Origin of the sequence: Azospira sp. I09, from assembly GCF_009177135.1 — a bacterium.
GTDB classification, from domain to species: Bacteria; Pseudomonadota; Gammaproteobacteria; order Burkholderiales; family Rhodocyclaceae; genus Azospira; species Azospira oryzae.
This window is the reverse complement of record NZ_AP021844.1, coordinates 2,091,623-2,112,808: the sequence shown is the minus strand read 5'-3', so window position 1 is coordinate 2,112,808 and position 21,186 is coordinate 2,091,623. Positions and strand designations below refer to the sequence as shown.

The following is a 21,186-nucleotide window of genomic DNA, read 5'->3' as shown; positions in this document are numbered from 1 at the left end:
CGTGATGGAACTGAAAGTTATCAACGAAAACGGTCAGGAAGCTGCCAAGCTGCAGGCTTCCGATGCCCTGTTCGGCCGCGAGTACAACGAAGCGCTGGTGCACCAGGTGGTTGTTGCCTATCAGGCCAATGCCCGTAGCGCCAACCGCAAGCAGAAGGATCGCTCCGAAGTTCGGCACACCACCACCAAGCCCTGGCGCCAGAAGGGTACCGGTCGCGCACGTTCCGGTAGCAATGGCAGCCCGCTGTGGCGCGGAGGCGGTCGCATTTTCCCGAATTCCCCTGAGGAGAACTTCTCCCAGAAGGTGAACAAGAAGATGTACCGCGCTGGTCTGGCTTCCATCCTTTCCCAGCTGGTCCGTGATGACCGTCTGGCTGTGGTGGAAAACCTCTCTGTCGAGGCTCCCAAGACCAAGCTGTTCGCCCAGAAGATCAAGGGCATGGGCTACGAGTCCGTGCTGGTGATTACCGATTCCCTGGATGAGAACGTCTTCCTGGCTTCCCGCAACCTGCCCAATGTGCTGGTTCTGGACGTTAGCGAAGCCGATCCCGTGTCCCTGGTGCGCTTCCCCAAGGTCCTCGTGACCAAGGGCGCTGTGGCCAAGTTTGAGGAGCTGCTGGGATGAGCCAAGAACGTCTGCTGCAGGTGCTGCTGGCGCCGCAAATCTCCGAAAAGGCGACTTTCATCGCCGATAAGAACGAGCAGGTGGTTTTCAAGGTTGCCTCCGACGCAACCAAGCCGGAAATCAAGGCTGCTGTCGAGCTGCTCTTCAAGGTGCAGGTCGAGTCCGTTCAGGTGGCCAACGTCAAGGGCAAGGAAAAGCGCTTCGGTCGTTTCATCGGCCGCCGCAAGAGCTGGAAGAAGGCTTACGTCAGCCTGAAGCCGGGCCAGGAAATCAATTTCGCGGCCGGGGAGTAAGAACATGGCATTGATCAAAGTTAAACCGACTTCCGCCGGCCGCCGTGCCGTCGTGAAGGTCGTCAACCCCGATCTGTACAAGGGTAAGCCGTTCGCCGGCCTGCTCGAGAAGCAGACCCGCGGTTCCGGTCGTAACAACAACGGTCGCATCACCGTTCGCCACAAGGGCGGCGGTCATAAGCAGCACTACCGTGTTGTCGACTTCAAGCGCAACAAGGACGGCATTCCGGCCAAGGTCGAGCGCCTCGAGTACGATCCCAATCGTTCCGCCAACGTGGCTCTGCTGTGCTACGCCGACGGCGAGCGCCGTTACATCATTGCCCCCAAGGGCATGGTGGTCGGCCAGCAAGTGATCTCCGGCTCCGAAGCTCCGATCAAGTCTGGCAACGCCCTGCCGATTCGCAACATTCCGGTGGGTAGCACTATTCACTGCGTGGAAATGCTGCCCGGCAAGGGTGCTCAGCTGGCTCGCGCCGCTGGTACTTCCGTGCAACTGCTGGCTCGTGAAGGCTCTTACGCTCAGCTGCGTCTGCGCTCCGGTGAAATCCGCCGTGTGCACGTCGAATGTCGTGCCACCATCGGTGAAGTCGGTAACGAAGAGCACTCCCTGCGTTCCATCGGTAAGGCCGGTGCTATGCGCTGGCGCGGTGTTCGTCCGACCGTTCGTGGCGTGGTCATGAACCCGGTTGATCACCCCCACGGTGGTGGTGAAGGCCGTACCGCAGCTGGTATGCATCCGGTTAGTCCTTGGGGTACCAAGACCAAGGGTTATCGTACCCGTCGTAACAAGCGCACGAACTCCATGATCGTGCAGCGTCGTCACAAGCGTTAAGGGGTAGAGATCTATGGGACGTTCTGTAAAAAAGGGCCCGTTCGTCGATGCCCACCTGCTGAAGAAAGTCGACGCCGCTCGTGCTGGCAACGACAAGCGGCCGATCAAGACCTGGTCTCGCCGCTCCACCGTGCTGCCGGATTTCGTCGGTCTGACCATTGCCGTGCATAACGGCAAGCAACATATTCCGGTGTATGTCACCGAAAACATGGTCGGCCACAAGCTCGGCGAATTCTCCCTGACCCGTACTTTCAAGGGTCATACCGCCGGCAAGAAGGCGAAGAAGTAAAGGAGTGCAAATGGAAACTCGTGCTATTTTGCGCGGCGTCCGCCTCTCCGCCCAGAAGGGTCGCCTCGTGGCTGACCTGGTTCGCGGTAAGCCGGTGGGCCAGGCGCTTAACATCCTGGGCTTTGCTCCCCAAAAGGGCGCAAAGATCGTTAAGAAGGTTCTGGAGTCTGCCATCGCCAACGCCGAGCATAATGACGGCGCCGATATCGACGAACTGAAGGTCAAGACCATTCACGTCGAACAGGGTACGTCTCTGAAGCGCTTCACCGCTCGGGCGAAGGGTCGTGGCAATCGCATCATCAAGCAGACCTGCCACATTTTCGTGACCGTCGGGAACTGAGGAAGAGTTATGGGACAGAAGATTAATCCTACCGGGTTCCGCCTCAGCGTGAACCGTAACTGGGCTTCCCGCTGGTACGCGAACAGTCAGAACTTCGCCACCATGCTGAACGAAGACATCCGGGTCCGTGACTACCTCAAGAAGAAGCTGGCACATGCGTCCGTCGGCCGCGTTCTCATCGAGCGCCCCGCCAAGAACGCCCGCGTCACCATCTTCTCCGCCCGTCCGGGCGTGGTTATCGGCAAGAAGGGTGAAGAGATCGACAACCTGCGCGCCGAACTGCAGCGCATCATGGGTGTGCCGGTCCACGTCAGCATCGAAGAAATCCGCAAGCCGGAACTCGATGCCCAGCTGATCGGCGACTCCATCGCCCAGCAGCTCGAAAAGCGGATCATGTTCCGTCGTGCCATGAAGCGTGCCATGCAGAACGCCATGCGTCTGGGTGCCCAGGGCATCAAGATCATGAGCTCCGGCCGTCTGAACGGTGCTGAAATCGCCCGTACCGAATGGTACCGCGAAGGTCGTGTGCCCCTGCACACCCTGCGCGCCGACATCGACTACGCTACCTCCGAAGCCCGCACCACCTACGGCATCATCGGTATCAAGGTCTGGGTGTTCAAGGGTGAAATGTCCGCCAACGGCCAGCCCGCTGTCGTGGCTCCGGAAGCTGGTGCCGACGAACAGCGCAAGCCCCGTCGCTCCGCCAAGCCTGGCGAAGGTGCTGACAAGCCCAAGACCACTCGTACTGTGAAGGCCAAGGCTGAAGGTGAGGCCAAGGCTGCGGAGGGCGACAAGGCCCCCGCCAAGCGCGTAAGAAAGGCAGGTAACAACGATGCTGCAGCCTAATCGCAGAAAATACCGCAAGGAGCAGAAGGGCCGTAACACCGGTCTGGCTACCCGCGGTGCCAAGGTTAGCTTTGGTGAATTCGGTCTCAAGGCCATCGCCCGCGGGCGTCTGACTTCCCGTCAGATCGAAGCTGCGCGTCGTGCCATGACCCGTCACATCAAGCGGGGCGGCCGTATCTGGATCCGCGTGTTCCCGGACAAGCCCATTTCCAAGAAGCCTGCCGAAGTCCGTATGGGTAACGGTAAGGGTAATCCGGAATACTACGTGGCTGAAATTCAGCCGGGTAAGGTTCTGTACGAGATGGACGGTGTGGATGAGGCTCTGGCTCGCGAGGCGTTCGCCCTTGCTGCTGCCAAGATCCCCTTCGCTGTCACCTTCGTGACCCGTCAGTTGGGGTAATCCATGAAAGCCAATGAGTTGAAAGCGAAGAGCGTCGAAGAGCTGAACACGGAGCTGGTTGAGCTCCTGAAGGCCCAGTTCAGCCTGCGCATGCAGGCTGCGACGCAGCAGCTGGCCAATACCAGCCAGCTGAACAAGGTGCGCAAGGATATTGCGCGTGTTCGTACCTTTATGCGTGAAAAGGCGGTACAGCAATGAGCGAGACCACCAGCATCAAGCGTACCCTGATCGGTCGCGTGGTCAGCGACAAGATGGAAAAGACCGTCACCGTCCTGATCGAACGTCGCGTGAAGCACCCGGTTTACGGCAAGATCGTGACCAAGTCCAAGAAGTATCACGCGCACAACGAAAACAACGAAGCCAAGGCTGGCGACCTGGTGGAGATCGAGGAAACCCGTCCTCTGTCCCGCACCAAGGCCTGGCGCGTTACCAAGCTGCTGGAAAAGGCAACCATCATCTAATGATGGGCAAGCCCGAAAGGGCTTGCGCGTTTTCTCAGGAGCGTGTACTATCCCGCTTCTTCGAGGTGCCCGGTGTCAGCCGGGCTCCTTTGTTTTAGTTCCTCCCCCCTTCGGGGTCCAAGACTGCCTGCGATCCGTTGCGGGAAAAGTTGGAGTTAATAATGATTCAGATGCAGACGATTCTGGACGTCGCCGATAATACCGGTGCGCGTTCGGTGATGTGTATCAAGGTCCTGGGCGGCTCCAAGCGTCGCTATGCGGCCGTTGGTGACATCATCAAGGTGTCCATCAAGGATGCCGCTCCCCGTGGTCGCGTGAAAAAGGGTGACGTGTATAACGCCGTGGTGGTTCGTACCGCCAAGGGTGTGCGTCGTCCCGATGGCTCGCTGATCAAGTTCGACAACAACGCGGCGGTGCTCCTCAATGCCAAGCTGGAGCCCATTGGTACCCGTATCTTCGGGCCGGTTACGCGCGAATTGCGTACCGAGCGCTTCATGAAGATCGTGTCCCTGGCGCCCGAAGTGCTGTAAGGAGCGGTGATGGAAAAGATTCGCAAGGGTGACGAGGTTGTCGTCATCGCCGGCAAAGACAAGGGCAAGCGCGGTACCGTTGCTCGCCGTGTCGATGCTGAGCATGTGGTGGTCGAGGGTGTGAACCGTGCCAAGAAGCACGTCAAGCCCAATCCCATCAAGGGCGTGGTTGGTGGCATCGTTGACAAAGACATGCCCATTCACATCTCTAACGTCGCGCTGTTCAATGCTGCGACCCAGAAGGCTGACCGCGTTGGCTTCAAGATTCTTGAAGACGGCAAGAAAGTGCGCGTGTTCAAGTCCAATGGCGAAACCCTGGACGCTTAAGGAATAGTCATGGCGCGTTTTTTCGACTACTACAAAGCTAGCGTGGTGCCTGAGCTGACCAAGCGGTTCGGCTACAAGTCCGTTATGGAAGTGCCGCGCATCACCAAGATCACCCTGAACATGGGTGTCGGCGAAGCTGTTCAGGATAAGAAGATCCTGGAAAATGCCGTCGGCGACATGCAGAAGATCGCTGGTCAGAAGCCCGTTGTCACCAAGTCCCGCAAGTCCATCGCTGGCTTCAAGATTCGTGACGGCTACCCCATCGGTTGCATGGTCACCCTGCGTGGCCCCCGCATGTTCGAGTTCCTGGATCGCCTGATCACCGTTTCCCTGCCCCGCGTGCGTGACTTCCGCGGCGTGGCTGGCAAGGGCTTCGACGGCCGTGGCAACTACAACATGGGCGTGAAAGAGCAGATCATTTTCCCCGAAATCGAGTACGACAAGATCGATGCTCTGCGCGGGATGAATATCAGCATTACCACCACCGCGAAGAGCGACGAGGAAGCCAAGGCCCTCCTGTCTGCCTTCAAGTTCCCCTTCAAGAATTGAGGCGATAATGGCAAAACTGTCACTCATCAATCGCGAAGAGAAGCGTCGCGCGCTCGTGGAAAAGTACGCTGCCAAGCGTGCTGCCCTGCAGGCCGTTATCGACAATCAGAGCCTTTCTGACGCCGAGCGCTTCGAGGCTCGTCTGAAGCTGCAGGCACTGCCGCGCAATTCCAGCCCCGCCCGTCTGCGCAATCGTTGCCAAGTAACCGGTCGTCCGCGCGGTGTTTTCCGCAAGTTCGGCCTGTGCCGCAACAAGCTCCGTGAAGCCGCCTTCAAGGGCGAGATTCCCGGTATGACCAAGGCCAGCTGGTAAGCAGGAGGAATAAAGATGGCTATGAGCGATCCGATCGCGGACATGCTGACCCGCATCCGCAACGCCCAGCAGGCCGAGAAGGCATCCGTAACGATGCCCTGCTCCAAGCTGAAAGTGGCGATTGCCGACGTCCTTAAGGGCGAAGGTTATATTGATGATTTCGCCGTGCGCGAAATCGAAGGCAAGGCTTCTCTGGAGATTGCCCTGAAGTACTACGCCGGCCGCCCGGTTATTGAGCGCATTGAGCGCGTCTCCCGGCCTGGTCTGCGTGTCTATAAGGGCAGCCAGGATATTCCGCGTGTTATGAATGGCCTGGGCGTGGCAATTGTGTCCACCCCCAAGGGCGTCATGACCGACCGCAAGGCACGCACCCAGAACGTGGGTGGCGAAGTCCTCTGCATCGTTGCGTAAGGGGGAACCATGTCCCGTGTAGGTAAGAATCCGATTTCGCTGCCCAAGGGTGTGGAAGTTGCTCTGGGTGAAGAGATCTCCGTCAAGGGCCCCCTTGGCGTGCTGAAGCTGAAGGCCAACCCGGCTGTGGTCGTGAAGGTCGAGGGCGAGCAACTGGTTTGCTCCCCGGTGGAAGGCGTTGAAGGTGCTGGTGCTCTGTGGGGCACCATGCGTGCCAATCTGAACAATATGGTGACCGGTGTTACCAAGGGTTTTGAGCGCAAGCTGACGCTGGTCGGCGTGGGTTACCGTGCTCAGGCCCAGGGCGACACCCTGAACCTGACCCTCGGCTTTTCCCATCCGGTGGCCCACAAGATGCCTGCTGGCGTCAAGGTGGAGACTCCGAGCCAGACTGAAATCCTCATCAAGGGTGTGGACAAGCAGGCGGTGGGGCAGGTAGCGGCTGAAGTTCGCGCTTATCGTAAGCCTGAACCCTATAAGGGCAAGGGCGTGCGGTATGCCGACGAAGTGGTCGCGCTCAAGGAAACCAAGAAGAAGTAAGGTGGCGAAATGATTGACAAAAAACAGTCGCGCTTGCGTCGTGCCCGTAAAACCCGGGCCAAAATCGCCGAGCTGAAGGCCGTCCGTCTGTGCGTGTTCCGCACCAACAGCCACATCTATGCTCAAGTTATTTCTCCCTGCGGGTCCAAGGTTCTGGCTGCTGCCTCTTCCCTGGAACCTGAAGTGCGCAAGGATCTGCCGAATGGCGGCAATGTGAATGCTGCTGCCACCATCGGTAAGCTCATCGCCGAGCGCGCCAAGAAGGCGGGCATCGAGCAGGTCGCTTTCGACCGTGCCGGCTTCCAGTACCACGGTCGTGTCAAGGCCCTGGCTGAAGCTGCACGCGAAAACGGTCTGAAGTTCTGATCGGCCTGAAGGAAAGTTCGAGGTTAATTATGGCAAAACCGCAAACCAAGAAGCCCCAGCAGGCAGACGAGCGCGACGACGGTCTGCGCGAAAAGATGATCTCCATCAACCGCGTCACTAAGGTGGTGAAGGGCGGTCGGATTCTGGGCTTTGCTGCCCTGACCGTGGTGGGTGATGGCGACGGCGGCGTTGGCATGGGCAAGGGCAAGTCCCGCGAAGTGCCCGTTGCCGTGCAAAAGGCAATGGACGAAGCCCGTCGCAAGATGGAAAAAGTCAGCCTGAAGAACGGCACCCTGCAGCACGCCGTTGTTGGTAAGCATGGTTCCTCCACCGTTCTGATGATGCCCGCTGCCGACGGTACCGGCATCATCGCCGGCGGTGCCATGCGCGCCGTGTTCGAAGTGATGGGTGTGACCAACGTTGTGGCCAAGGCTCACGGCTCCACCAATCCTTACAACATCGTCCGTGCCACTCTGAACGGCCTGCTGGCGATGAACACTCCGGCGGAAATTGCTGCCAAGCGCGGCAAGTCCGTTGAAGACATCCTGGGGTAAGAAATGGCTGAGAAGACTATCAAGGTTACGCTCGTCAAGAGCCTGATCGGCACCAAGCAGGACCACCGCGCCACCGTGCGCGGCCTGGGCCTGCGCCGGCTGAACTCCTCTTCCGTGCTGCAGGACACGCCTGCTGTGCGCGGCATGATCAACAAGGTTTCGTACCTGCTGAAGTGCGAGGGCTAACATGCAACTGAATACCATCAAGCCCGCAGAAGGCGCCAAGCACGCCAAGAAGCGCGTCGGTCGCGGTATCGGCTCCGGCCTGGGCAAGACCTGCGGCCGTGGCCACAAGGGTCAGAAGTCCCGTTCCGGCGGCTTCCACAAGGTCGGTTTCGAAGGCGGTCAAATGCCTTTGCACCGCCGTCTGCCGAAGCGCGGTTTCGTCTCCCTGACGAATGCCCGCAACGTGGAAGTTCGTCTGTCCGAGATCCAGGGTCTGCCCGTCGACGAGATCGATCTGCTGGTACTGAAGCAGGCCGGTCTGGTGGCTGGCAATGCACTGTCCGCCAAGGTCATCCTGTCCGGTGAGATCAGCCGCAAGGTTGCGCTCAAGGGCGTGGGTGCCACCAAGGGTGCCAAGGCCGCCATTGAGGCTGCCGGCGGCTCCGTGGCTGAGTAATCGTTTCTAACGTAGCGCGAGGAAGTTCGGTTTTGGCGACCAATAACGTAGTCAGCAAAGGCGGCAAGTTCGGCGATCTGAAACGCCGTCTGTGGTTCCTGCTTGGTGCCCTGGTCGTTTATCGCATCGGCGCCCACATCCCGGTTCCCGGGATTGACGCCAATGTGCTGGCCGAACTCTTCCAAAGCCAGCAGGGCGGCATCCTGGGCATGTTCAACATGTTCTCCGGTGGCGCCCTGTCTCGCTTTACCATTTTCGCCCTGGGCATCATGCCCTACATCTCTGCCTCCATCATCATGCAGTTGATGGCGGTGGCCAGCCCTCAGCTCGAGGCGCTGAAGAAGGAGGGTGAAGCCGGGCGGCGCAAGATTACCCAGTACACCCGCTATGGCACCGTGGCGCTCGCCCTGTTTCAGGGGTTGGGCATCGCAATTGCCCTCGAGGCACAGCCCGGGCTGGTCCTGGAGCCTGGCTTCCTGTTCCGCCTGACGACCGTGGCCACCCTGCTGACGGGCACCATGTTCCTGATGTGGCTGGGCGAACAGATTACCGAACGTGGCCTGGGCAACGGTATTTCCATCATCATCTTTGCCGGTATCGCTGCGGGGCTGCCCAACGCCATCGGCGGCCTGCTGGAGCTGGTTCGTACCGGTGCCATGCATCCGCTGACCGCAATCGTGATTTCGATTCTGGTGTTCTTCGTCACCGCCTTTGTGGTGTTCGTCGAGCGGGGCCAGCGCAAGATTCTGGTCAACTATGCCAAGCGCCAGGTTGGCAACAAGGTTTATGGCGGTCAGAGCTCCCATCTGCCGCTGAAGCTGAACATGGCTGGTGTCATTCCCCCCATCTTCGCTTCCTCGATCATTCTTTTCCCGGCGACCGTTGCCGGCTGGTTCGGTTCCGGCGAATCCATGCGCTGGCTGAAGGACTTTGCCGCCACCCTGTCGCCTGGCCAGCCGATCTACGTGATGCTCTACGCCGCCGCGATCGTCTTCTTCTGCTTCTTCTATACCGCCCTGGTGTTCAACTCCAAGGAAACCGCGGACAACCTGAAGAAGAGCGGGGCCTTCGTGCCCGGGATTCGTCCTGGCGAGCAGACTGCCCGCTACATTGACAAGATTCTCATGCGCCTGACCCTGGTTGGCGCCGGCTACATCACCCTGGTGTGTCTGCTGCCCGAGTTTCTGATTTTGAAGTGGAACGTGCCGTTCTATTTCGGTGGTACTTCCTTGCTGATTATCGTGGTCGTGACCATGGATTTCATGTCCCAGGTCCAGGCCTATGTCATGTCCCATCAATACGAAAGCCTGCTCAAGAAAGCTAACTTCAAGGGCGGTGGCTTCCCGGCAATGAAGTAGGCCGGCTCCAGACAGACCAGAGCTAGGATGGCGAAGGAAGATCTGATTGAAATGCAGGGGGAGGTGGTAGAAAACCTTCCCAATGCGACGTTCAGAGTGAAGCTGGAAAACGGCCACATGGTCCTCGGCTTCATATCCGGCAAGATGCGGATGCATTACATCCGTATCCTGCCAGGCGACAAGGTGACGGTGCAGTTGACGCCCTATGATTTATCCCGGGCCCGCATCGTTTTCCGCGCCAAATAAGGTTTCAAGAATCTCTACGCTAAGAAGTAATCGGGTTAATGGCTGGCTGCGCCAAGCGCCCTGAATCAAGGAGCTAAAAATGAAAGTGCTGGCATCGGTAAAAAAGATTTGCCGCAACTGCAAGATCATTCGTCGCAATGGCATTGTGCGCGTGATTTGCACTGATCCGCGCCATAAGCAGCGCCAGGGCTAATTGCAACCGGCGAAAGCTGGTGTTGCGTCGATATTCGGGTTGAATCGAAGTACGATTCATCGGTATAATTGTAGGTTTCGCTTTTCCGGGGTGACTTAATGGCCCGTATCGCTGGGGTAAATATTCCCAACCACAAACACGCTGAGATCGCGTTGACCGCGATTTTCGGCGTTGGTCGCACCCGCGCACAGAAGATCTGTGACGCAGCGGGTGTCGTTCGTTCGACCAAGGTGAAGGACCTGTCCGACGCCGAGATGGAACGCCTGCGTGATGAAGTTGGTAAGTTCACTGTCGAGGGTGACCTCCGCCGTGAAGTGACCATGAGCATCAAGCGTCTGATGGACCTTGGCTGCTATCGTGGCCTGCGTCACCGCAAGGGTCTGCCCGTGCGTGGTCAGCGTACCCGCACCAACGCGCGTACCCGCAAGGGCCCGCGCAAGGCTGTCCAAAAGGGCAAATAAGAGGATAGGAAATGGCTAAGACTGCTGCCAAAGTACGTAAAAAGGTCAAGAAGAACGTGGCCGAGGGCATTGCCCATATTCACGCCTCGTTCAACAACACCATCATCACCATCACCGACCGTCAAGGTAATGCCCTGTCTTGGGCAACCTCCGGTGGTGCTGGCTTCAAGGGCTCTCGCAAGTCCACTCCGTTTGCCGCTCAGGTGGCAGCCGAGGCTGCCGGCAAGGCTGCTCAAGAGTGTGGCGTGAAGAATCTGGAAGTGCGCATCAAGGGACCCGGCCCCGGCCGCGAATCCGCCGTGCGCGCCCTGAACGCCCTGGGTATGAAGATCACCGCAATCTCCGACGTGACGCCTGTGCCGCATAACGGCTGCCGTCCGCCGAAGAAGCGTCGCATTTAAGGAGTGACTCGTGGCTCGTAACCTCGATCCGAAATGCCGTCAGTGCCGCCGCGAAGGCGAAAAGCTCTTTCTCAAAGGCGAGAAGTGCTACACCGACAAGTGCTCTGTTGAGCGCCGTGCCTACGCCCCCGGTCAGCATGGCCAGAAGTCTGGCCAGCGCCTGTCCGACTACGGCGTGCATCTGCGTGAAAAGCAGAAGATCCGTCGCATCTACGGCGTGCTGGAAGGCCAATTCCGTAGCGTGTACAAAGAAGCCGACCGTCGTAAGGGCGTGACCGGCGAAAACCTGCTGCAGCTGCTGGAGTCCCGTCTGGATTCCGTGGCCTATCGCATGGGCTTCGGCGCCTCCCGCTCCGAATCCCGCCAGATCGTCCGTCACAACGGCGTGCTGGTGAATGGCAAGCGTGTGAACATCCCCTCCTACCAAGTTCGCCCCGGCGACGTGGTGGAGCTGACCGAGCGCTCTCGTGGTTCCCTGCGTGTGAAGGCAGCCCTGGCGGCTGCCGAATCCCGTGGCTTCCCCGAGTGGCTGGATGTGGACGCGAAGAATGGCAAGGGCACCTTCAAGGCTGCTCCGATCCGTTCCGAACTGCCTTCCACCATCAACGAAAGCCTGGTCATCGAACTTTATTCGAAGTAATGCCAGGCAGGCTGACTGAACAGGCAAAGGACAGCACATGCAAAGCACTGGACTTCTGAAACCGCGCATCATCGATGTGCAGAGCCTGTCGCCGGTACAGGCCCGGGTTGTGATGGAGCCGTTTGAACGCGGCTACGGTCACACCCTGGGCAATGCCCTGCGGCGTATTCTGCTTTCCTCGATGCCCGGCTACGCGCCGACCGACGTGAGCATCGACGGCGTCCTGCACGAGTACTCGACCATCGATGGCGTGCAGGAAGATGTCGTTGATATCCTTCTCAATCTGAAGGGTATCGTTTTCAAGCTCCACGGTCGCGACGAAGTCGTGCTGAAGCTCAGTAAGGATGGCGAGGGCATTGTCCGCGCCTCCGATATTGAGACCACCCACGACGTCGAGATCATCAACCCCGATCACGTGATCGCCCACATCTCCTCCGGCGGCAAGCTGTCCATGGAGATCAAGGTGGAAAAGGGCCGCGGCTATGTCCCCGGTACCATGCGCAATCTGGGTGATACCAAGAATATCGGCCAACTGGTGCTGGATGCTTCTTTCAGCCCGGTCCGTCGTGTCAGCTATCTGGTTGAAAGCGCTCGCGTCGAGCAGCGTACCGACCTGGACAAGCTGGTCATGGACATCGAGACCAACGGTGTTATCGAGCCCGAGGAAGCGATCCGCACTGCGGCCCGCATCCTGATGGAGCAACTGTCTGTGTTCGCCGACCTGGAAGGCACTGCCCCCATGGTCGAGGCCCAGAAGCCGGTGCAGGTGGATCCGATCCTGCTGCGCCCGGTGGATGACCTGGAACTGACGGTGCGCTCCGCCAATTGCCTCAAGGCCGAGAACATCTATTACATCGGTGATCTGATTCAGCGGACCGAGAACGAGCTGCTGAAGACCCCGAACCTGGGTCGCAAGTCGCTGAATGAAATCAAGGAAGTGTTGGCCGCCCGCGGCCTGACTCTGGGCATGAAGCTGGAAAACTGGCCGCCCGCGGGTCTGGAAAAAGTCTAACGCGGCCCGAACGAGAGAGGATTAGAAAATGCGTCACCGTAACGGTCTTCGCAAGCTGAACCGGACCAGCGCCCACCGTCTGGCCATGCTGCGCAACATGAGCAATTCCCTGCTCAAGCACGAAGTGATCAAGACCACCCTGCCCAAGGCCAAAGAACTGCGCCGCGTGGTGGAACCGATCATCACCCTGGGCAAGAAGCCCAGCCTGGCTAACCGCCGTCTGGCCTTCGACCGCCTGCGCGACCGCGATATGGTCGTCAAGGTCTTCGACGTGCTGGGTCCCCGGTTTGCCACCCGCAACGGCGGCTACCTGCGCATCCTGAAGTGCGGCTTCCGTCAGGGCGACAACGCCCCGATGGCTCTGGTCGAACTGCTGGATCGCCCGGAAGGCGAAGCTGTGGAAGTTGCCGAGGAAGCTGCAGCCTAAGGCTGAAGTATCCCACGAAAAAAGCCAGGCGCTTGCCTGGCTTTTTTTTTCGTCCTGCGTTTGCCCCAGGGCCGACACTTTGCCTCCGTGTTGCGTCAGCAATCCAGGAGCAAAACGGAAATGTCGTCCTGAGCAGGGCTGCCGGCCAGGTGCTCGGCCAATGCCTGTTGCAGGGCGGTTAGCCGTTGTTCGGGGGGCACGCCCCGCAGGATTTCGCGCAAGCCGGCGTGGCCAAGCTGGGCACCGTTCTTCCCCTCGGCTTCCTTAAAGCCGTCGGAATAGAGCATCAGCTGATGCCCTGGTGTGCACGGGAAGGTGTCAATGCTTGTCTCAAATTCATCTGTGCCGAGGATGCCGAATGGCAGGTGGCGGGAGGCGAAGGTCCGGACGACTTCCCCGTCGCCGTCCAACAACAACGATTCCGGCATGCCTCCACACCAGGCCTGGCCGGTGCCGCTAGCCGGATCAAGGAGAACCACATTGGCCGCCACAAAATGGCCGGTGGGCAGGGATGCCTTCAGGTGCCGGTTCATCTCCCCCACCATGCTTTCCAGGGGCAGCCCCCGATTCGCCATGCCATAGAAGACGGTGAGAAGGGGCAGGGTGCTGATGGCCGCCGTCAGGCCATGGCCCGTCGCATCTGCCAGCAGGGCTACCAGAGAACCATCCGGGGTGCGGGTGGCGGCAACCACGTCGCCGCTGAAGTTCTTGGCGGCGCTGAGCCAGTAGCGCACATGGCTATCCTGCAGTCCAGGGCGCAGCATCTGCTTGTCCAGCAGGCGGGCGGCCAACTGGTTTTCCTCTTCTGCTTGATCGTAGTACTGCTGCAGGGCCGCCGCATTCTCCATCAGCTTCATTTCGGCATTCTTGCGTTCGGTCACGTCCCGCAGCAGGCCGATGAAAATGCGCTGGGAACCGTCGCGGATTTCCGTGACCGCCAGCTCGGCGGGGAAGACGGTGCCGTCCTTGCGCAGGGCGGGGCGTTCGCGCCCGTAGCCGAAGACATTGGGCGGGCCGCCTTCCACGTAGGCCCGCATGTAGTCGTTGTGGCTCGAGTGATAGGGCTCGGGCATCAGCACATTGACGTTCTGGCCCCGCAGTTCCTCCGGGCGCCAGCCGAGAATCCGTTCGGTGGCCTGATTGCAGGAGAGGATGCGGCCGTGGACGTCGATGGTGACGATGGCGTCGAGGACGTTGTCGGAAATGGCCTTCAACTGCCGATAGGACTCCCGCGCCTGGCGTTGCAGGTCCAGGGCCTTGTGCATGGAGCGGATGCGGGCATCGAGCAGGGCAAAATCCAGGGGCTTGGCGAGGAAGTCGTCGCCGCCAGCCTCCAGGCCCGCCACCAGATTCTCGCGCCGGTCCAGGGCCGAGAGGAAAATGATGGGCACCCAGCGATCCAGCTTTTCTGCCCGGATACGCCGTGCCACCTCCATGCCGTCGAGGACAGGCATCATGATGTCGAGCAGCAGCAGGTCGGGCTGGTGGCGGTGGAACAGATCCAGGGCCTGCTGGCCGTCCTCGGCTGCGATCACCTGGTGTCCCTGGCGCCCCAGCAGGGCCAGCAGAATCTGGCGGATGCTGGGGGAGTCGTCGGCCACCAGAATGCGCAGTGGCGGGCTCTTGCGCGTCACGGGAGCGTCTCGCCGATGGTGGCCAGGACCACGTTGCCCTTGCCCTGGTACTGCAGGTCCTGGAAGCTGCCCAGGCGGGCCATGGCAATGCCGCGGCCGTTGGGGTCGAAGGCCCGGGCCGGATCGAAATCCAGGTAGCGGCTCCAGTCGAAGCCCTCGCCCTGGTCGGTGATGCAGATGCGGATGGTGCTCCCGTCCCGTTCGAAAGTGACATCCACCCGCTTGCCTGCATTCTCCGGCAATTGCAGGCGGCGGCTGATTTCCTCCTGCCAGCGGTCACTGCGTTTCAGGGATGATTTCTCCTCATAGGAAATGCCCAGGTTGCCGTGCTCGATGGCATTGACCAGCAACTCGGACAGTCCGAGGACGGCCCCTTCCGGTTCGGGACAGGCCTGGGCCAGGAAGACGGCCAGGCAGCCGACTTCGTCCAGGGTGGACAGGCTGAAACGGGCCGACTCCATCAGGCGCAGGGCATTGGTGTGCTCGCGCAGGCGCTGTTGCAGATCGCGGCGGGTGTTGCCGTCGGTGAGAGCGGCACGCACGATGGAGAGCAGGGAGTCCCGCTCGTAGGGCTTGGTCAGGTAGTACAGGGCGCCGGCCAGCAGTCCTTCCCGCACCTGTTCTGGGGCGGAGGCGGCAGTCTGCATGATGACCGGAATGGGCTTCAGTTCCGGGTCGGCCTTGATGCGCTTGAGCAACTCGACGCCATCGATGCCGGGCATCATGCGGTCGAGCAGCACCAGATCCACGTCCGGGTGCTGCCTCAGCATGGCCCAGGCCACCTCGCCGTTCTCCGCCATGCTCAGGCGGTAGCCCTGGCCGTCGAAATACTCGGACAGGATTTCCAGGTTGAGGGGCTCGTCGTCCACTATCAGCAGGTGATGGGTCATGCTCTATCCTCGATGGAGGGGCTGGCTTCCGGGGTCGGCAGGGTCACGGCGAGGCAGGTGCCGGGGCCGTCGTTGCCTCTGGCCACAATGGTACCGCGATGGGCCAGGGCGATTTCGCGACATATTGCCAGCCCGAGGCCGGTGCCGCCGGCGCCGGTCTTGGTTTTGCTGCTCTGGGCGAACTTGTCGAAGACCAGTTCCCGTTCGTCCACCGGAATGCCGACCCCTTCGTCGCGCACCGTCATCTCCACGGCGCTGCGATTGCCCCGGTCGCCGCTGCGGCGGCCCGAAGAGAGCGTGGTGGGGGCAAAGCCCACCTGGATGACGCCGCCAACGGGGGAGAACTTGATGGCGTTGGAGAGCAGGTTGCGGATCAGCTGGCCGAAGCGCAGGGGGTCGCAGTAAACCTCTGCCGGCCCCCGTTCGTCGAGCACCAGATGCAGGCTCTTCTCCTGCAGCAGGGACTCCATTTCGCCGGCGGCCTCCCGGATCAGGGGGCGCAGATTCACCGGCCGCGGCTCGAAGGACATCTTGCCCGCCTCAAGCTTGGACAGGTCGAGCAGGTCGTTCACCAGGGCCAGAAGCCGCTCCCCGCTTTCCCGGATGCGCTGGAAATAGTGGTTGAGCTTTTCCGCCCCCGGAATGCTGCCGGCCCGACTCAGGCCCAGGCCGGCAAAGCTGAGGATGGCGTGCATCGGGGTGCGCAGTTCATGGGACATGTTGGCGAGGAATTCGGACTTGGTGTGGTTGGCATACTCCGCCGCCTCCTTGGCCACCAGCAGGTCGGCGCTGCGCTCGCTGACCAGCTCCTGCAGATGGTCCCGGTGTCGGCGCAACTCGGCCTCCGCCGTCTTCAGGGCGGTAATGTCCACGGCCACGCCGAGGAAGCCGGTGACGTTGTGGGCTTCATCGTAGACGGCCGTCACCACCAGGCTCACCGTCAGGTGGCTGCCGTCCTGGCGCACATAGGTCCACTCGCGCCGCTCCGCTCCGGTGAGGCGGGCCCGGGTGACGAAGACCTCGAAGCCCTGGATCTTCCAGCCGAATTCCCGGCTCAGTTCGGCAGCCCTGGCCTCCACCTCCTCCGGCAGGTGCAGGATGGCGGGGGTGGCCTGGCCGACCATGGCCGCAGCGCTGTAGCCGAGCATCTTCTCCGCCCCCCGGTTGAACACCGTGATCAGACCTTCGGTGTCGGTGGTGATGATGGAGACTTCGGTGGCCGAGTCGAACACCGACTTCATGCGGGCGTTGGCCTGCAGCAGGGCCTGCTGGGTGCGGCGCACCTCGGAGACGTTGCGCACCACCATCAGGTAGCCGCCTTCGCCGATGGCCGTGATGCGGGCCTCGTACTCGCCGATCTCGCCGTCGTGGCGGGGCAGCTGGTACTCCATGATCTGCAGGCGCACACCGGCATCGATCCGGTCGCAGCACTGCTCCAGCTGCGTTACCAGGGAGGCCGGCAGGATGTCCCGGGGATGGCGACCGAGGAAGCTGTGGGGCGGCACGAACAGCTCGCCTTCGTTGGGGGCGTGATAGTGGCGGAAGCAGCGGTCCCGGTCCAGCTCGAACATGAGGTCGGGCAGGGCGGCGAAGACGCCGGTGAGGCGGCTGTTGGCCTCTGCCCATTCGTGGCTGAGGCGGCGGGCCAGCTGTTCAGCGAAGCTGCGCCGGCTGCCCAGACGCAGGGTCAGGAGGGCCAGCAGCATGCTGATGGCGGTGCCGGAAAAAAGCAGGATGCGGGAACTGGGCAGCTCGGGGCCCTGCTCCGGCGGGTCCTGGCTTTCCAGGTGCAGCTGCCAGGAACGGCCGCCGAAGTAGAAGCTGCGCTCCTCGGACAGGGGATTGCTGGGGCCGCTGCCGCTGGCACCGTAGAGGTGTTTGATCTGGCTGCTGCCGCCGCTGTCGTCGCTGATGCGGATATTGAGTTGGGCGCTGCCGCTGAGGCTGAGGCTGTCGACGAATTCATCCACCCGGAACAGGGTGAAGACATAGCCCTGCAGTGCCTGCCGCCGCTGCTCCTGGATGGTCGGCACGCCGTTGGTGCTGTACAGGGGGGCGACCATGAGCAGGCTGGGGGAAGCATGTTCCGGGTCCGCCATCAGGCGGATGGGGCCGGACATGGCCACCACGCCCATGTCCCGGGCGGCCTGCAGCACCTCCCGGCGGGTCGGTTCGGAGGCCACGTCGAAGCCGAAGGCGCTGCGCAGGGGCGCCTCCGGCGCCATGAAGGCCACCGGGTAGTATTCATCCCGGGGCCCGGGGGGGCGCACCGAAAAACCGGTGACGCCTTCCCGCTCCCGCATGCGCTGGGTGAAGGCCGGCAAGTCGGCTGCCGCCACCCGGGGCAGGTAGCCCAGCACCAGCATGCCCGGCACCTTGCGCGACAGTTCCAGCTGTTCGCTGAACTGGTGCCAGGCCTGGCGGGATGGATTGGGGGTGGCGTGGAGGAAGCCGGAGCCGCCGCGCAGCACCTGGGCGTAGTCGTTGAGCCGTTCCTCCATCGCCGCGGAGACCCGGGAGGCTTCCCGGGAGAAGGCGGCGCTGGCCTGCTGCTGTTCGATGTGGCGCAGCTGCTGCCAGCTGAACAGGGTCATGGCCATGGGCACCACCAGCACCACCAGGGCGGTGAGCCGCGGCGGCAGGGGCTGGCGCCGCAGCCGGCGGCGGGCGCGGGAGGGCAGGCTGGGGTGGGCGGATCTGGACATGGTCAGGCGGCCGCCGTCATCGCCGCCGGTGCCGGCACGGTTCGGCGCATCAGGCCGGCTCCAGGCTGGGGGCGTCGTCTGCCAGGGCGGCGCCCAGTTCTTCCTGCTGCTGCAGGGCCCACATCTGTGCGTAGGCGCCGCCGGCGGCCAGCAGCTCGGCGTGGCGGCCCCGTTCGACGATGCGGCCGGCCTCCAGCACCAGGATTTCGTCCGCCTCCATCACGGTGGACAGGCGGTGGGCGATGATGAGGGTGGTGCGGCCCCGGGCCGCCAGCTCCAGCTGGGCCTGGATGGCCTTCTCGGTCTTGGAGTCCAGGGCCGAGGTGGCCTCGTCGAAAATGAGGATGGGCGGGTTCTTCAGCAGGGCCCGGGCGATGGCCACCCGCTGCTTCTCGCCGCCGGAAAGCTTGAGGCCCCGTTCGCCCACCCGGCTTTCCCACTTCTCCGGCAGGGATTCGACGAAGGCTTCCAGCTGGGCGGCCCGGGCGGCGGCAATGGCTTCCTCCCGGGTGGCGCCGGGGCGGCCGTACTGGATGTTGTAGATGAGGGTGTCGTTGAACAGCACCGTGTCCTGGGGGACGATGCCGATGGCGCTGCGCAGGCTGTCCTGGGTCATCTGGCGCAGGTCCAGGCCGTTGATGCGGATGGCGCCGCCGCTGACGTCGTAGAAGCGGTAGAGCAGGCGCGACAGGGTGGACTTGCCGGCGCCGGAGTGGCCCACCACCGCCAGGGTGTGGCCCGAGGGAATGGTGAAAGACAGGTCGTGCAGGATCGGGCGGGCTGCATCGTAGGCGAAATCCACCGCCTCGAAGCGCACCTCCGCCGGGCCCGGGGGCAGGGCGATGGCGTCCGGCGCGTCGGCCACTTCCCGGTTTTCGCCGAGCAGCTTGAACATGCGCTCGATGTCGGTGAGGGCCTGGCGGATTTCCCGGTACACCACGCCGAGGAAGTTGAGGGGCATGTACAGCTGGATGAGGAAGGCATTGACCAGCACCAGGTCGCCGATGGTCATGGTGCCGGCCACCACGCCGGCGGTGGCGCGCCACATCATCAGGGTGACGCCGGCGGCGATGATGGCCTGCTGCCCCAGGTTGAGGAAGGAGAGAGTGACCTGGCTGCGGGTGGCGGCGTCTTCCCACTGCTGCATCTGGCTGTCGTAGCGCCTGGCCTCGTAGTCCTCGTTGTTGAAGTACTTCACCGTCTCGTAGTTGAGCAGGCTGTCGATGGCCCGGGAGTTGGCGGCCGAGTCCATTTCATTGACGGCGCGGCGGATGCCGATGCGCCAGTTGCTCACCTGCACGGTGAACACGATGTAGGCCACCAGGGAGGCGGAGGTGATGGCGGCGAAGACCCAGTCGTAGTGGGTCAGCAGGATGCCCAGCACCAGGCCCAGCTCCACCAGGGTGGGCAGGATGGAATAGAGGGTGTAGCTGATCAGGCTGGAGATGGAGCGGGAGCCCCGTTCGATGTCCCGGGAGACGCCGCCGGTCTGGCGGTCCAGGTGGAAACGCAGGGACAGGGAGTGCAGGTGGCGGAATACCTCCAGGGCGATGCGCCGCACCGCCCGCTGGGTGACCCGGGCGAAGAGCATTTCCCGCAGCTCGGTGAACAGGGCGGTGCCGAAGCGCAGGCCGCCGTAGAGCAGGAGCAGCAGCACCGGCAGGACCAGGGCCGTCTCCTGGGGCGACAGGCTGTCGATCATCTGCTTGAACACCAGGGGCACGGCGACGCTGGCCAGCTTGGCGCTGACCAGGGCGATCAGGGCGGCGGAAACCCGCCACTTGTACTGCCACAGATAGGGAAACAGGGTGCGGATGGTGGGCCAGGCATGGACTTCGCCGGCAGGGCGGGGCAGGTGGGCAGAGGATGAGCGGCGCATGGCCCAATTCTAGCAGGGGGCCGCCGCCGGGCCCCGGCACTTGTGCGGGATTTCCTGACAGCGGGACGGGCAGGGGTGTGGTAACGCAATGGCGCCGGCCCGGGAGGCAGAAGGGGCGGGCCTGCTGGCCTGCCATGCCTGGAAAGTGGCGTCCCTATTGGCTTTTAGACCGGTGCCGGTGGCCGTGTAAAGACCTCTTGAAAAAACTTTACCGAATCTATTGCACTTCATTTTTTTTAAACATATGATTCAAACACTCGTTTGAATTCAGCTCGCCCCAACATGACCCAAGCTGCCCAGTCCCTGCCGCCCGCCGATGCCAAGAACAGCGCCGATACCCGGGAGCGCATTCTTGACGCCGCCGAACACCTGTTCACCGAGAACGGGTTCGAAGGGACCTCCATGCGCATGATCACCGGCGCCGCCGGGGTCAATCTGGCCGGGGTGAATTACCACTTCGGCTCCAAGGAACAGCTGATCCAGGAAGTGTTCCGCCGCCGTCTCACCTGGCTCAACCAGGAGCGCCTGCGCATCCTCGACGAGCTGGAGGCCGAAGCCGCCGGCAAGCCCCTCAAGCCGTCCCTGATCGTCGATGCCTTCTTCGGCACCCTGATCCGCATGGCCGAGCACGAGGCCCTGGGCGGGCGCACCTTCCTGCGCCTGATCGGCCGTACCATGACCGAACCCTCCGGTTTCATCCGCGCCTTCTTCGCCGAGGAATACGCCGGGGTGGTGGACCGTTACAAGCAGGCCCTGTTCAAGGCCCTGCCGGATGTGCCCAAGGCGGAAATCGTCTGGCGCTTCCATTTCATGCTCGGCGCCACGTCCTACGCCATCGCCGGTACGGACGCCCTGCGCATCGTCACCGACTGGGGCATCGAGCCCCAGGAGGCGGACGAGGGGCTGGACAAGCTGCTGCCCCGGCTCATGTCCTTCCTCCTCGGCGGCCTGCGTGCCCAGTTGCCCCAGTTCGAAAGCTGAAGTTGCAAACCTTGTCGTAACCACGGAATAACAACTCGAAGAGCCGACACAGATTGGCCGC

At 61.9% G+C, this 21,186-nt stretch carries 32 protein-coding genes; 28 read left to right on the top strand and 4 right to left on the bottom strand.

Annotated features, from left to right (window positions below; translation table 11 throughout):
- The first annotated feature begins 4 nt into the window (after positions 1–4).
- The 27 genes from rplD (at position 5) to rplQ (ending at position 13,036) form a co-directional block, all read left to right on the top strand.
- On the top strand, positions 5–625 hold the full coding sequence (gene rplD, locus AZSP09_RS09870) for a 50S ribosomal protein L4 (protein WP_014235478.1): 621 nt from the start codon (positions 5–7) through the stop codon (positions 623–625).
- Entirely contained in the window at positions 622–918 is a 297-nt protein-coding gene (gene rplW / locus AZSP09_RS09865; protein WP_014235477.1) for a 50S ribosomal protein L23, read from the top strand. The genes rplD and rplW overlap by 4 nt, the downstream gene beginning before the upstream one ends.
- A 4-nt stretch (positions 919–922) precedes the next feature.
- Positions 923–1,750: a 50S ribosomal protein L2 gene (gene rplB / locus AZSP09_RS09860; RefSeq protein WP_014235476.1), complete on the top strand. Its 828-nt coding sequence runs from the start codon at positions 923–925 to the stop codon at positions 1,748–1,750.
- Positions 1,751–1,763: 13 nt separating this feature from the next.
- On the top strand, positions 1,764–2,039 hold the full coding sequence (gene rpsS, locus AZSP09_RS09855; protein WP_014235475.1) for a 30S ribosomal protein S19: 276 nt from the start codon (positions 1,764–1,766) through the stop codon (positions 2,037–2,039).
- A gap of 10 nt (positions 2,040–2,049) precedes the next feature.
- Positions 2,050–2,379, top strand: a complete 330-nt coding sequence (rplV, locus tag AZSP09_RS09850; RefSeq protein ID WP_014235474.1) for a 50S ribosomal protein L22 — start codon at positions 2,050–2,052, stop codon at positions 2,377–2,379.
- A gap of 9 nt (positions 2,380–2,388) precedes the next feature.
- Positions 2,389–3,225: a 30S ribosomal protein S3 gene (gene rpsC / locus AZSP09_RS09845; protein ID WP_130459234.1), complete on the top strand. Its 837-nt coding sequence runs from the start codon at positions 2,389–2,391 to the stop codon at positions 3,223–3,225.
- Complete coding sequence (rplP, locus tag AZSP09_RS09840; RefSeq protein WP_014235472.1) at positions 3,212–3,625, top strand: 50S ribosomal protein L16; 414 nt, start codon at positions 3,212–3,214, stop codon at positions 3,623–3,625. Before rpsC ends, rplP begins: the two co-directional genes overlap by 14 nt.
- Before the next feature lie 3 nt (positions 3,626–3,628).
- Entirely contained in the window at positions 3,629–3,823 is a 195-nt protein-coding gene (gene rpmC / locus AZSP09_RS09835; RefSeq protein WP_014235471.1) for a 50S ribosomal protein L29, read from the top strand.
- A complete protein-coding gene (gene rpsQ, locus AZSP09_RS09830) occupies positions 3,820–4,086 on the top strand; it encodes a 30S ribosomal protein S17 (protein ID WP_014235470.1) in 267 nt (88 codons plus the stop codon). Before rpmC ends, rpsQ begins: the two co-directional genes overlap by 4 nt.
- Positions 4,087–4,247: 161 nt before the next feature.
- Positions 4,248–4,616: a 50S ribosomal protein L14 gene (rplN, locus tag AZSP09_RS09825; RefSeq protein ID WP_014235469.1), complete on the top strand. Its 369-nt coding sequence runs from the start codon at positions 4,248–4,250 to the stop codon at positions 4,614–4,616.
- 9 nt (positions 4,617–4,625) lie between these two features.
- Positions 4,626–4,943 carry a 50S ribosomal protein L24 gene (rplX, locus tag AZSP09_RS09820; RefSeq protein WP_014235468.1) on the top strand — a complete coding sequence of 106 codons (318 nt, stop codon included), beginning with the start codon at positions 4,626–4,628 and terminating at the stop codon, positions 4,941–4,943.
- A 9-nt stretch (positions 4,944–4,952) separates the two neighbouring features.
- Entirely contained in the window at positions 4,953–5,492 is a 540-nt protein-coding gene (gene rplE, locus AZSP09_RS09815; protein ID WP_152089925.1) for a 50S ribosomal protein L5, read from the top strand.
- Positions 5,493–5,499: 7 nt separating this feature from the next.
- Positions 5,500–5,805, top strand: a complete 306-nt coding sequence (gene rpsN / locus AZSP09_RS09810; protein ID WP_014235466.1) for a 30S ribosomal protein S14 — start codon at positions 5,500–5,502, stop codon at positions 5,803–5,805.
- Between the two features lie 15 nt (positions 5,806–5,820).
- Complete coding sequence (rpsH, locus tag AZSP09_RS09805; RefSeq protein ID WP_014235465.1) at positions 5,821–6,216, top strand: 30S ribosomal protein S8; 396 nt, start codon at positions 5,821–5,823, stop codon at positions 6,214–6,216.
- Positions 6,217–6,225: 9 nt separating this feature from the next.
- The gene (gene rplF / locus AZSP09_RS09800; protein ID WP_014235464.1) at positions 6,226–6,756 is read left to right on the top strand and encodes a 50S ribosomal protein L6; all 531 of its coding nucleotides are present in this window, start codon (positions 6,226–6,228) and stop codon (positions 6,754–6,756) included.
- A 12-nt stretch (positions 6,757–6,768) separates the two neighbouring features.
- The gene (gene rplR, locus AZSP09_RS09795; protein ID WP_130459319.1) at positions 6,769–7,122 is read left to right on the top strand and encodes a 50S ribosomal protein L18; all 354 of its coding nucleotides are present in this window, start codon (positions 6,769–6,771) and stop codon (positions 7,120–7,122) included.
- A 29-nt stretch (positions 7,123–7,151) separates the two neighbouring features.
- On the top strand, positions 7,152–7,676 hold the full coding sequence (gene rpsE, locus AZSP09_RS09790; protein ID WP_014235462.1) for a 30S ribosomal protein S5: 525 nt from the start codon (positions 7,152–7,154) through the stop codon (positions 7,674–7,676).
- A gap of 3 nt (positions 7,677–7,679) precedes the next feature.
- A complete protein-coding gene (rpmD, locus tag AZSP09_RS09785) occupies positions 7,680–7,862 on the top strand; it encodes a 50S ribosomal protein L30 (RefSeq protein ID WP_014235461.1) in 183 nt (60 codons plus the stop codon).
- Between the two features lies 1 nt (position 7,863).
- Complete coding sequence (gene rplO, locus AZSP09_RS09780) at positions 7,864–8,298, top strand: 50S ribosomal protein L15 (RefSeq protein ID WP_014235460.1); 435 nt, start codon at positions 7,864–7,866, stop codon at positions 8,296–8,298.
- Positions 8,299–8,330: 32 nt separating this feature from the next.
- Positions 8,331–9,656: a preprotein translocase subunit SecY gene (gene secY, locus AZSP09_RS09775; protein WP_014235459.1), complete on the top strand. Its 1,326-nt coding sequence runs from the start codon at positions 8,331–8,333 to the stop codon at positions 9,654–9,656.
- A 27-nt stretch (positions 9,657–9,683) separates the two neighbouring features.
- On the top strand, positions 9,684–9,902 hold the full coding sequence (gene infA / locus AZSP09_RS09770) for a translation initiation factor IF-1 (protein WP_014235458.1): 219 nt from the start codon (positions 9,684–9,686) through the stop codon (positions 9,900–9,902).
- A gap of 79 nt (positions 9,903–9,981) precedes the next feature.
- Positions 9,982–10,095 (top strand): 50S ribosomal protein L36, encoded by a 114-nt coding sequence (gene rpmJ, locus AZSP09_RS09765; RefSeq protein ID WP_014235457.1) that lies wholly within the window; start codon positions 9,982–9,984, stop codon positions 10,093–10,095.
- Positions 10,096–10,193: 98 nt separating this feature from the next.
- Complete coding sequence (rpsM, locus tag AZSP09_RS09760; protein ID WP_014235456.1) at positions 10,194–10,556, top strand: 30S ribosomal protein S13; 363 nt, start codon at positions 10,194–10,196, stop codon at positions 10,554–10,556.
- Between the two features lie 11 nt (positions 10,557–10,567).
- A complete protein-coding gene (gene rpsK / locus AZSP09_RS09755) occupies positions 10,568–10,957 on the top strand; it encodes a 30S ribosomal protein S11 (RefSeq protein ID WP_014235455.1) in 390 nt (129 codons plus the stop codon).
- A 10-nt stretch (positions 10,958–10,967) separates the two neighbouring features.
- Complete coding sequence (gene rpsD, locus AZSP09_RS09750) at positions 10,968–11,597, top strand: 30S ribosomal protein S4 (RefSeq protein WP_014235454.1); 630 nt, start codon at positions 10,968–10,970, stop codon at positions 11,595–11,597.
- A gap of 37 nt (positions 11,598–11,634) precedes the next feature.
- A complete protein-coding gene (locus AZSP09_RS09745; protein WP_014235453.1) occupies positions 11,635–12,609 on the top strand; it encodes a DNA-directed RNA polymerase subunit alpha in 975 nt (324 codons plus the stop codon).
- A gap of 28 nt (positions 12,610–12,637) precedes the next feature.
- Positions 12,638–13,036, top strand: a complete 399-nt coding sequence (gene rplQ, locus AZSP09_RS09740; protein ID WP_014235452.1) for a 50S ribosomal protein L17 — start codon at positions 12,638–12,640, stop codon at positions 13,034–13,036.
- Between the two features lie 95 nt (positions 13,037–13,131).
- Here the strand turns inward: rplQ and AZSP09_RS09735 are convergent, their stop codons facing one another.
- Genes AZSP09_RS09735 through AZSP09_RS09720 form a run of 4 tightly spaced genes read right to left on the bottom strand, consistent with a single transcriptional unit; the run spans position 13,132 to position 20,144 of the window.
- Positions 13,132–14,670, bottom strand: a complete 1,539-nt coding sequence (locus tag AZSP09_RS09735) for a SpoIIE family protein phosphatase (protein ID WP_152089924.1) — start codon at positions 14,668–14,670, stop codon at positions 13,132–13,134.
- Positions 14,667–15,560, bottom strand: coding sequence for an ATP-binding response regulator (locus AZSP09_RS09730; RefSeq protein WP_152089923.1), 894 nt, complete (start codon positions 15,558–15,560; stop codon positions 14,667–14,669). The genes AZSP09_RS09735 and AZSP09_RS09730 overlap by 4 nt, the downstream gene beginning before the upstream one ends.
- Complete coding sequence (locus AZSP09_RS09725; RefSeq protein WP_152089922.1) at positions 15,557–18,265, bottom strand: CHASE domain-containing sensor histidine kinase; 2,709 nt, start codon at positions 18,263–18,265, stop codon at positions 15,557–15,559. The genes AZSP09_RS09730 and AZSP09_RS09725 overlap by 4 nt, the downstream gene beginning before the upstream one ends.
- Positions 18,266–18,314: 49 nt before the next feature.
- Positions 18,315–20,144, bottom strand: a complete 1,830-nt coding sequence (locus AZSP09_RS09720; RefSeq protein WP_152089921.1) for an ABCB family ABC transporter ATP-binding protein/permease — start codon at positions 20,142–20,144, stop codon at positions 18,315–18,317.
- Positions 20,145–20,426: 282 nt separating this feature from the next.
- Between AZSP09_RS09720 and AZSP09_RS09715 the strand changes: the two genes are divergently transcribed.
- On the top strand, positions 20,427–21,125 hold the full coding sequence (locus AZSP09_RS09715; protein ID WP_152089920.1) for a TetR/AcrR family transcriptional regulator: 699 nt from the start codon (positions 20,427–20,429) through the stop codon (positions 21,123–21,125).
- Positions 21,126–21,186 lie beyond the last annotated feature (61 nt).

Bases quoted from the DNA above. Each gene is read 5' to 3' on its own strand.
- rpsE (WP_014235462.1), top strand. From the start codon at position 7,152: ATGGCAAAACCGCAAACCAAGAAGCCCCAGCAGGCAGACGAGCGCGAC.
- infA (WP_014235458.1), top strand. From the start codon at position 9,684: ATGGCGAAGGAAGATCTGATTGAAATGCAGGGGGAGGTGGTAGAAAAC.
- rpsS (WP_014235475.1), top strand. From the start codon at position 1,764: ATGGGACGTTCTGTAAAAAAGGGCCCGTTCGTCGATGCCCACCTGCTG.
- rplF (WP_014235464.1), top strand. From the start codon at position 6,226: ATGTCCCGTGTAGGTAAGAATCCGATTTCGCTGCCCAAGGGTGTGGAA.
- AZSP09_RS09715 (WP_152089920.1), top strand. From the start codon at position 20,427: ATGACCCAAGCTGCCCAGTCCCTGCCGCCCGCCGATGCCAAGAACAGC.
- rplQ (WP_014235452.1), top strand. From the start codon at position 12,638: ATGCGTCACCGTAACGGTCTTCGCAAGCTGAACCGGACCAGCGCCCAC.
- rplV (WP_014235474.1), top strand. From the start codon at position 2,050: ATGGAAACTCGTGCTATTTTGCGCGGCGTCCGCCTCTCCGCCCAGAAG.
- rpmC (WP_014235471.1), top strand. From the start codon at position 3,629: ATGAAAGCCAATGAGTTGAAAGCGAAGAGCGTCGAAGAGCTGAACACG.
- rpmJ (WP_014235457.1), top strand. From the start codon at position 9,982: ATGAAAGTGCTGGCATCGGTAAAAAAGATTTGCCGCAACTGCAAGATC.
- rplB (WP_014235476.1), top strand. From the start codon at position 923: ATGGCATTGATCAAAGTTAAACCGACTTCCGCCGGCCGCCGTGCCGTC.
- AZSP09_RS09725 (WP_152089922.1), bottom strand. From the start codon at position 18,265: ATGTCCAGATCCGCCCACCCCAGCCTGCCCTCCCGCGCCCGCCGCCGG.
- rplW (WP_014235477.1), top strand. From the start codon at position 622: ATGAGCCAAGAACGTCTGCTGCAGGTGCTGCTGGCGCCGCAAATCTCC.
- rpsQ (WP_014235470.1), top strand. From the start codon at position 3,820: ATGAGCGAGACCACCAGCATCAAGCGTACCCTGATCGGTCGCGTGGTC.
- rpmD (WP_014235461.1), top strand. From the start codon at position 7,680: ATGGCTGAGAAGACTATCAAGGTTACGCTCGTCAAGAGCCTGATCGGC.
- rpsK (WP_014235455.1), top strand. From the start codon at position 10,568: ATGGCTAAGACTGCTGCCAAAGTACGTAAAAAGGTCAAGAAGAACGTG.
- rpsC (WP_130459234.1), top strand. From the start codon at position 2,389: ATGGGACAGAAGATTAATCCTACCGGGTTCCGCCTCAGCGTGAACCGT.
- rplX (WP_014235468.1), top strand. From the start codon at position 4,626: ATGGAAAAGATTCGCAAGGGTGACGAGGTTGTCGTCATCGCCGGCAAA.
- rpsN (WP_014235466.1), top strand. From the start codon at position 5,500: ATGGCAAAACTGTCACTCATCAATCGCGAAGAGAAGCGTCGCGCGCTC.
- AZSP09_RS09745 (WP_014235453.1), top strand. From the start codon at position 11,635: ATGCAAAGCACTGGACTTCTGAAACCGCGCATCATCGATGTGCAGAGC.
- AZSP09_RS09720 (WP_152089921.1), bottom strand. From the start codon at position 20,144: ATGCGCCGCTCATCCTCTGCCCACCTGCCCCGCCCTGCCGGCGAAGTC.
- rplD (WP_014235478.1), top strand. From the start codon at position 5: ATGGAACTGAAAGTTATCAACGAAAACGGTCAGGAAGCTGCCAAGCTG.
- rpsM (WP_014235456.1), top strand. From the start codon at position 10,194: ATGGCCCGTATCGCTGGGGTAAATATTCCCAACCACAAACACGCTGAG.
- rplE (WP_152089925.1), top strand. From the start codon at position 4,953: ATGGCGCGTTTTTTCGACTACTACAAAGCTAGCGTGGTGCCTGAGCTG.
- rplP (WP_014235472.1), top strand. From the start codon at position 3,212: ATGCTGCAGCCTAATCGCAGAAAATACCGCAAGGAGCAGAAGGGCCGT.
- rpsH (WP_014235465.1), top strand. From the start codon at position 5,821: ATGGCTATGAGCGATCCGATCGCGGACATGCTGACCCGCATCCGCAAC.
- AZSP09_RS09730 (WP_152089923.1), bottom strand. From the start codon at position 15,560: ATGACCCATCACCTGCTGATAGTGGACGACGAGCCCCTCAACCTGGAA.
- rplO (WP_014235460.1), top strand. From the start codon at position 7,864: ATGCAACTGAATACCATCAAGCCCGCAGAAGGCGCCAAGCACGCCAAG.
- rplN (WP_014235469.1), top strand. From the start codon at position 4,248: ATGATTCAGATGCAGACGATTCTGGACGTCGCCGATAATACCGGTGCG.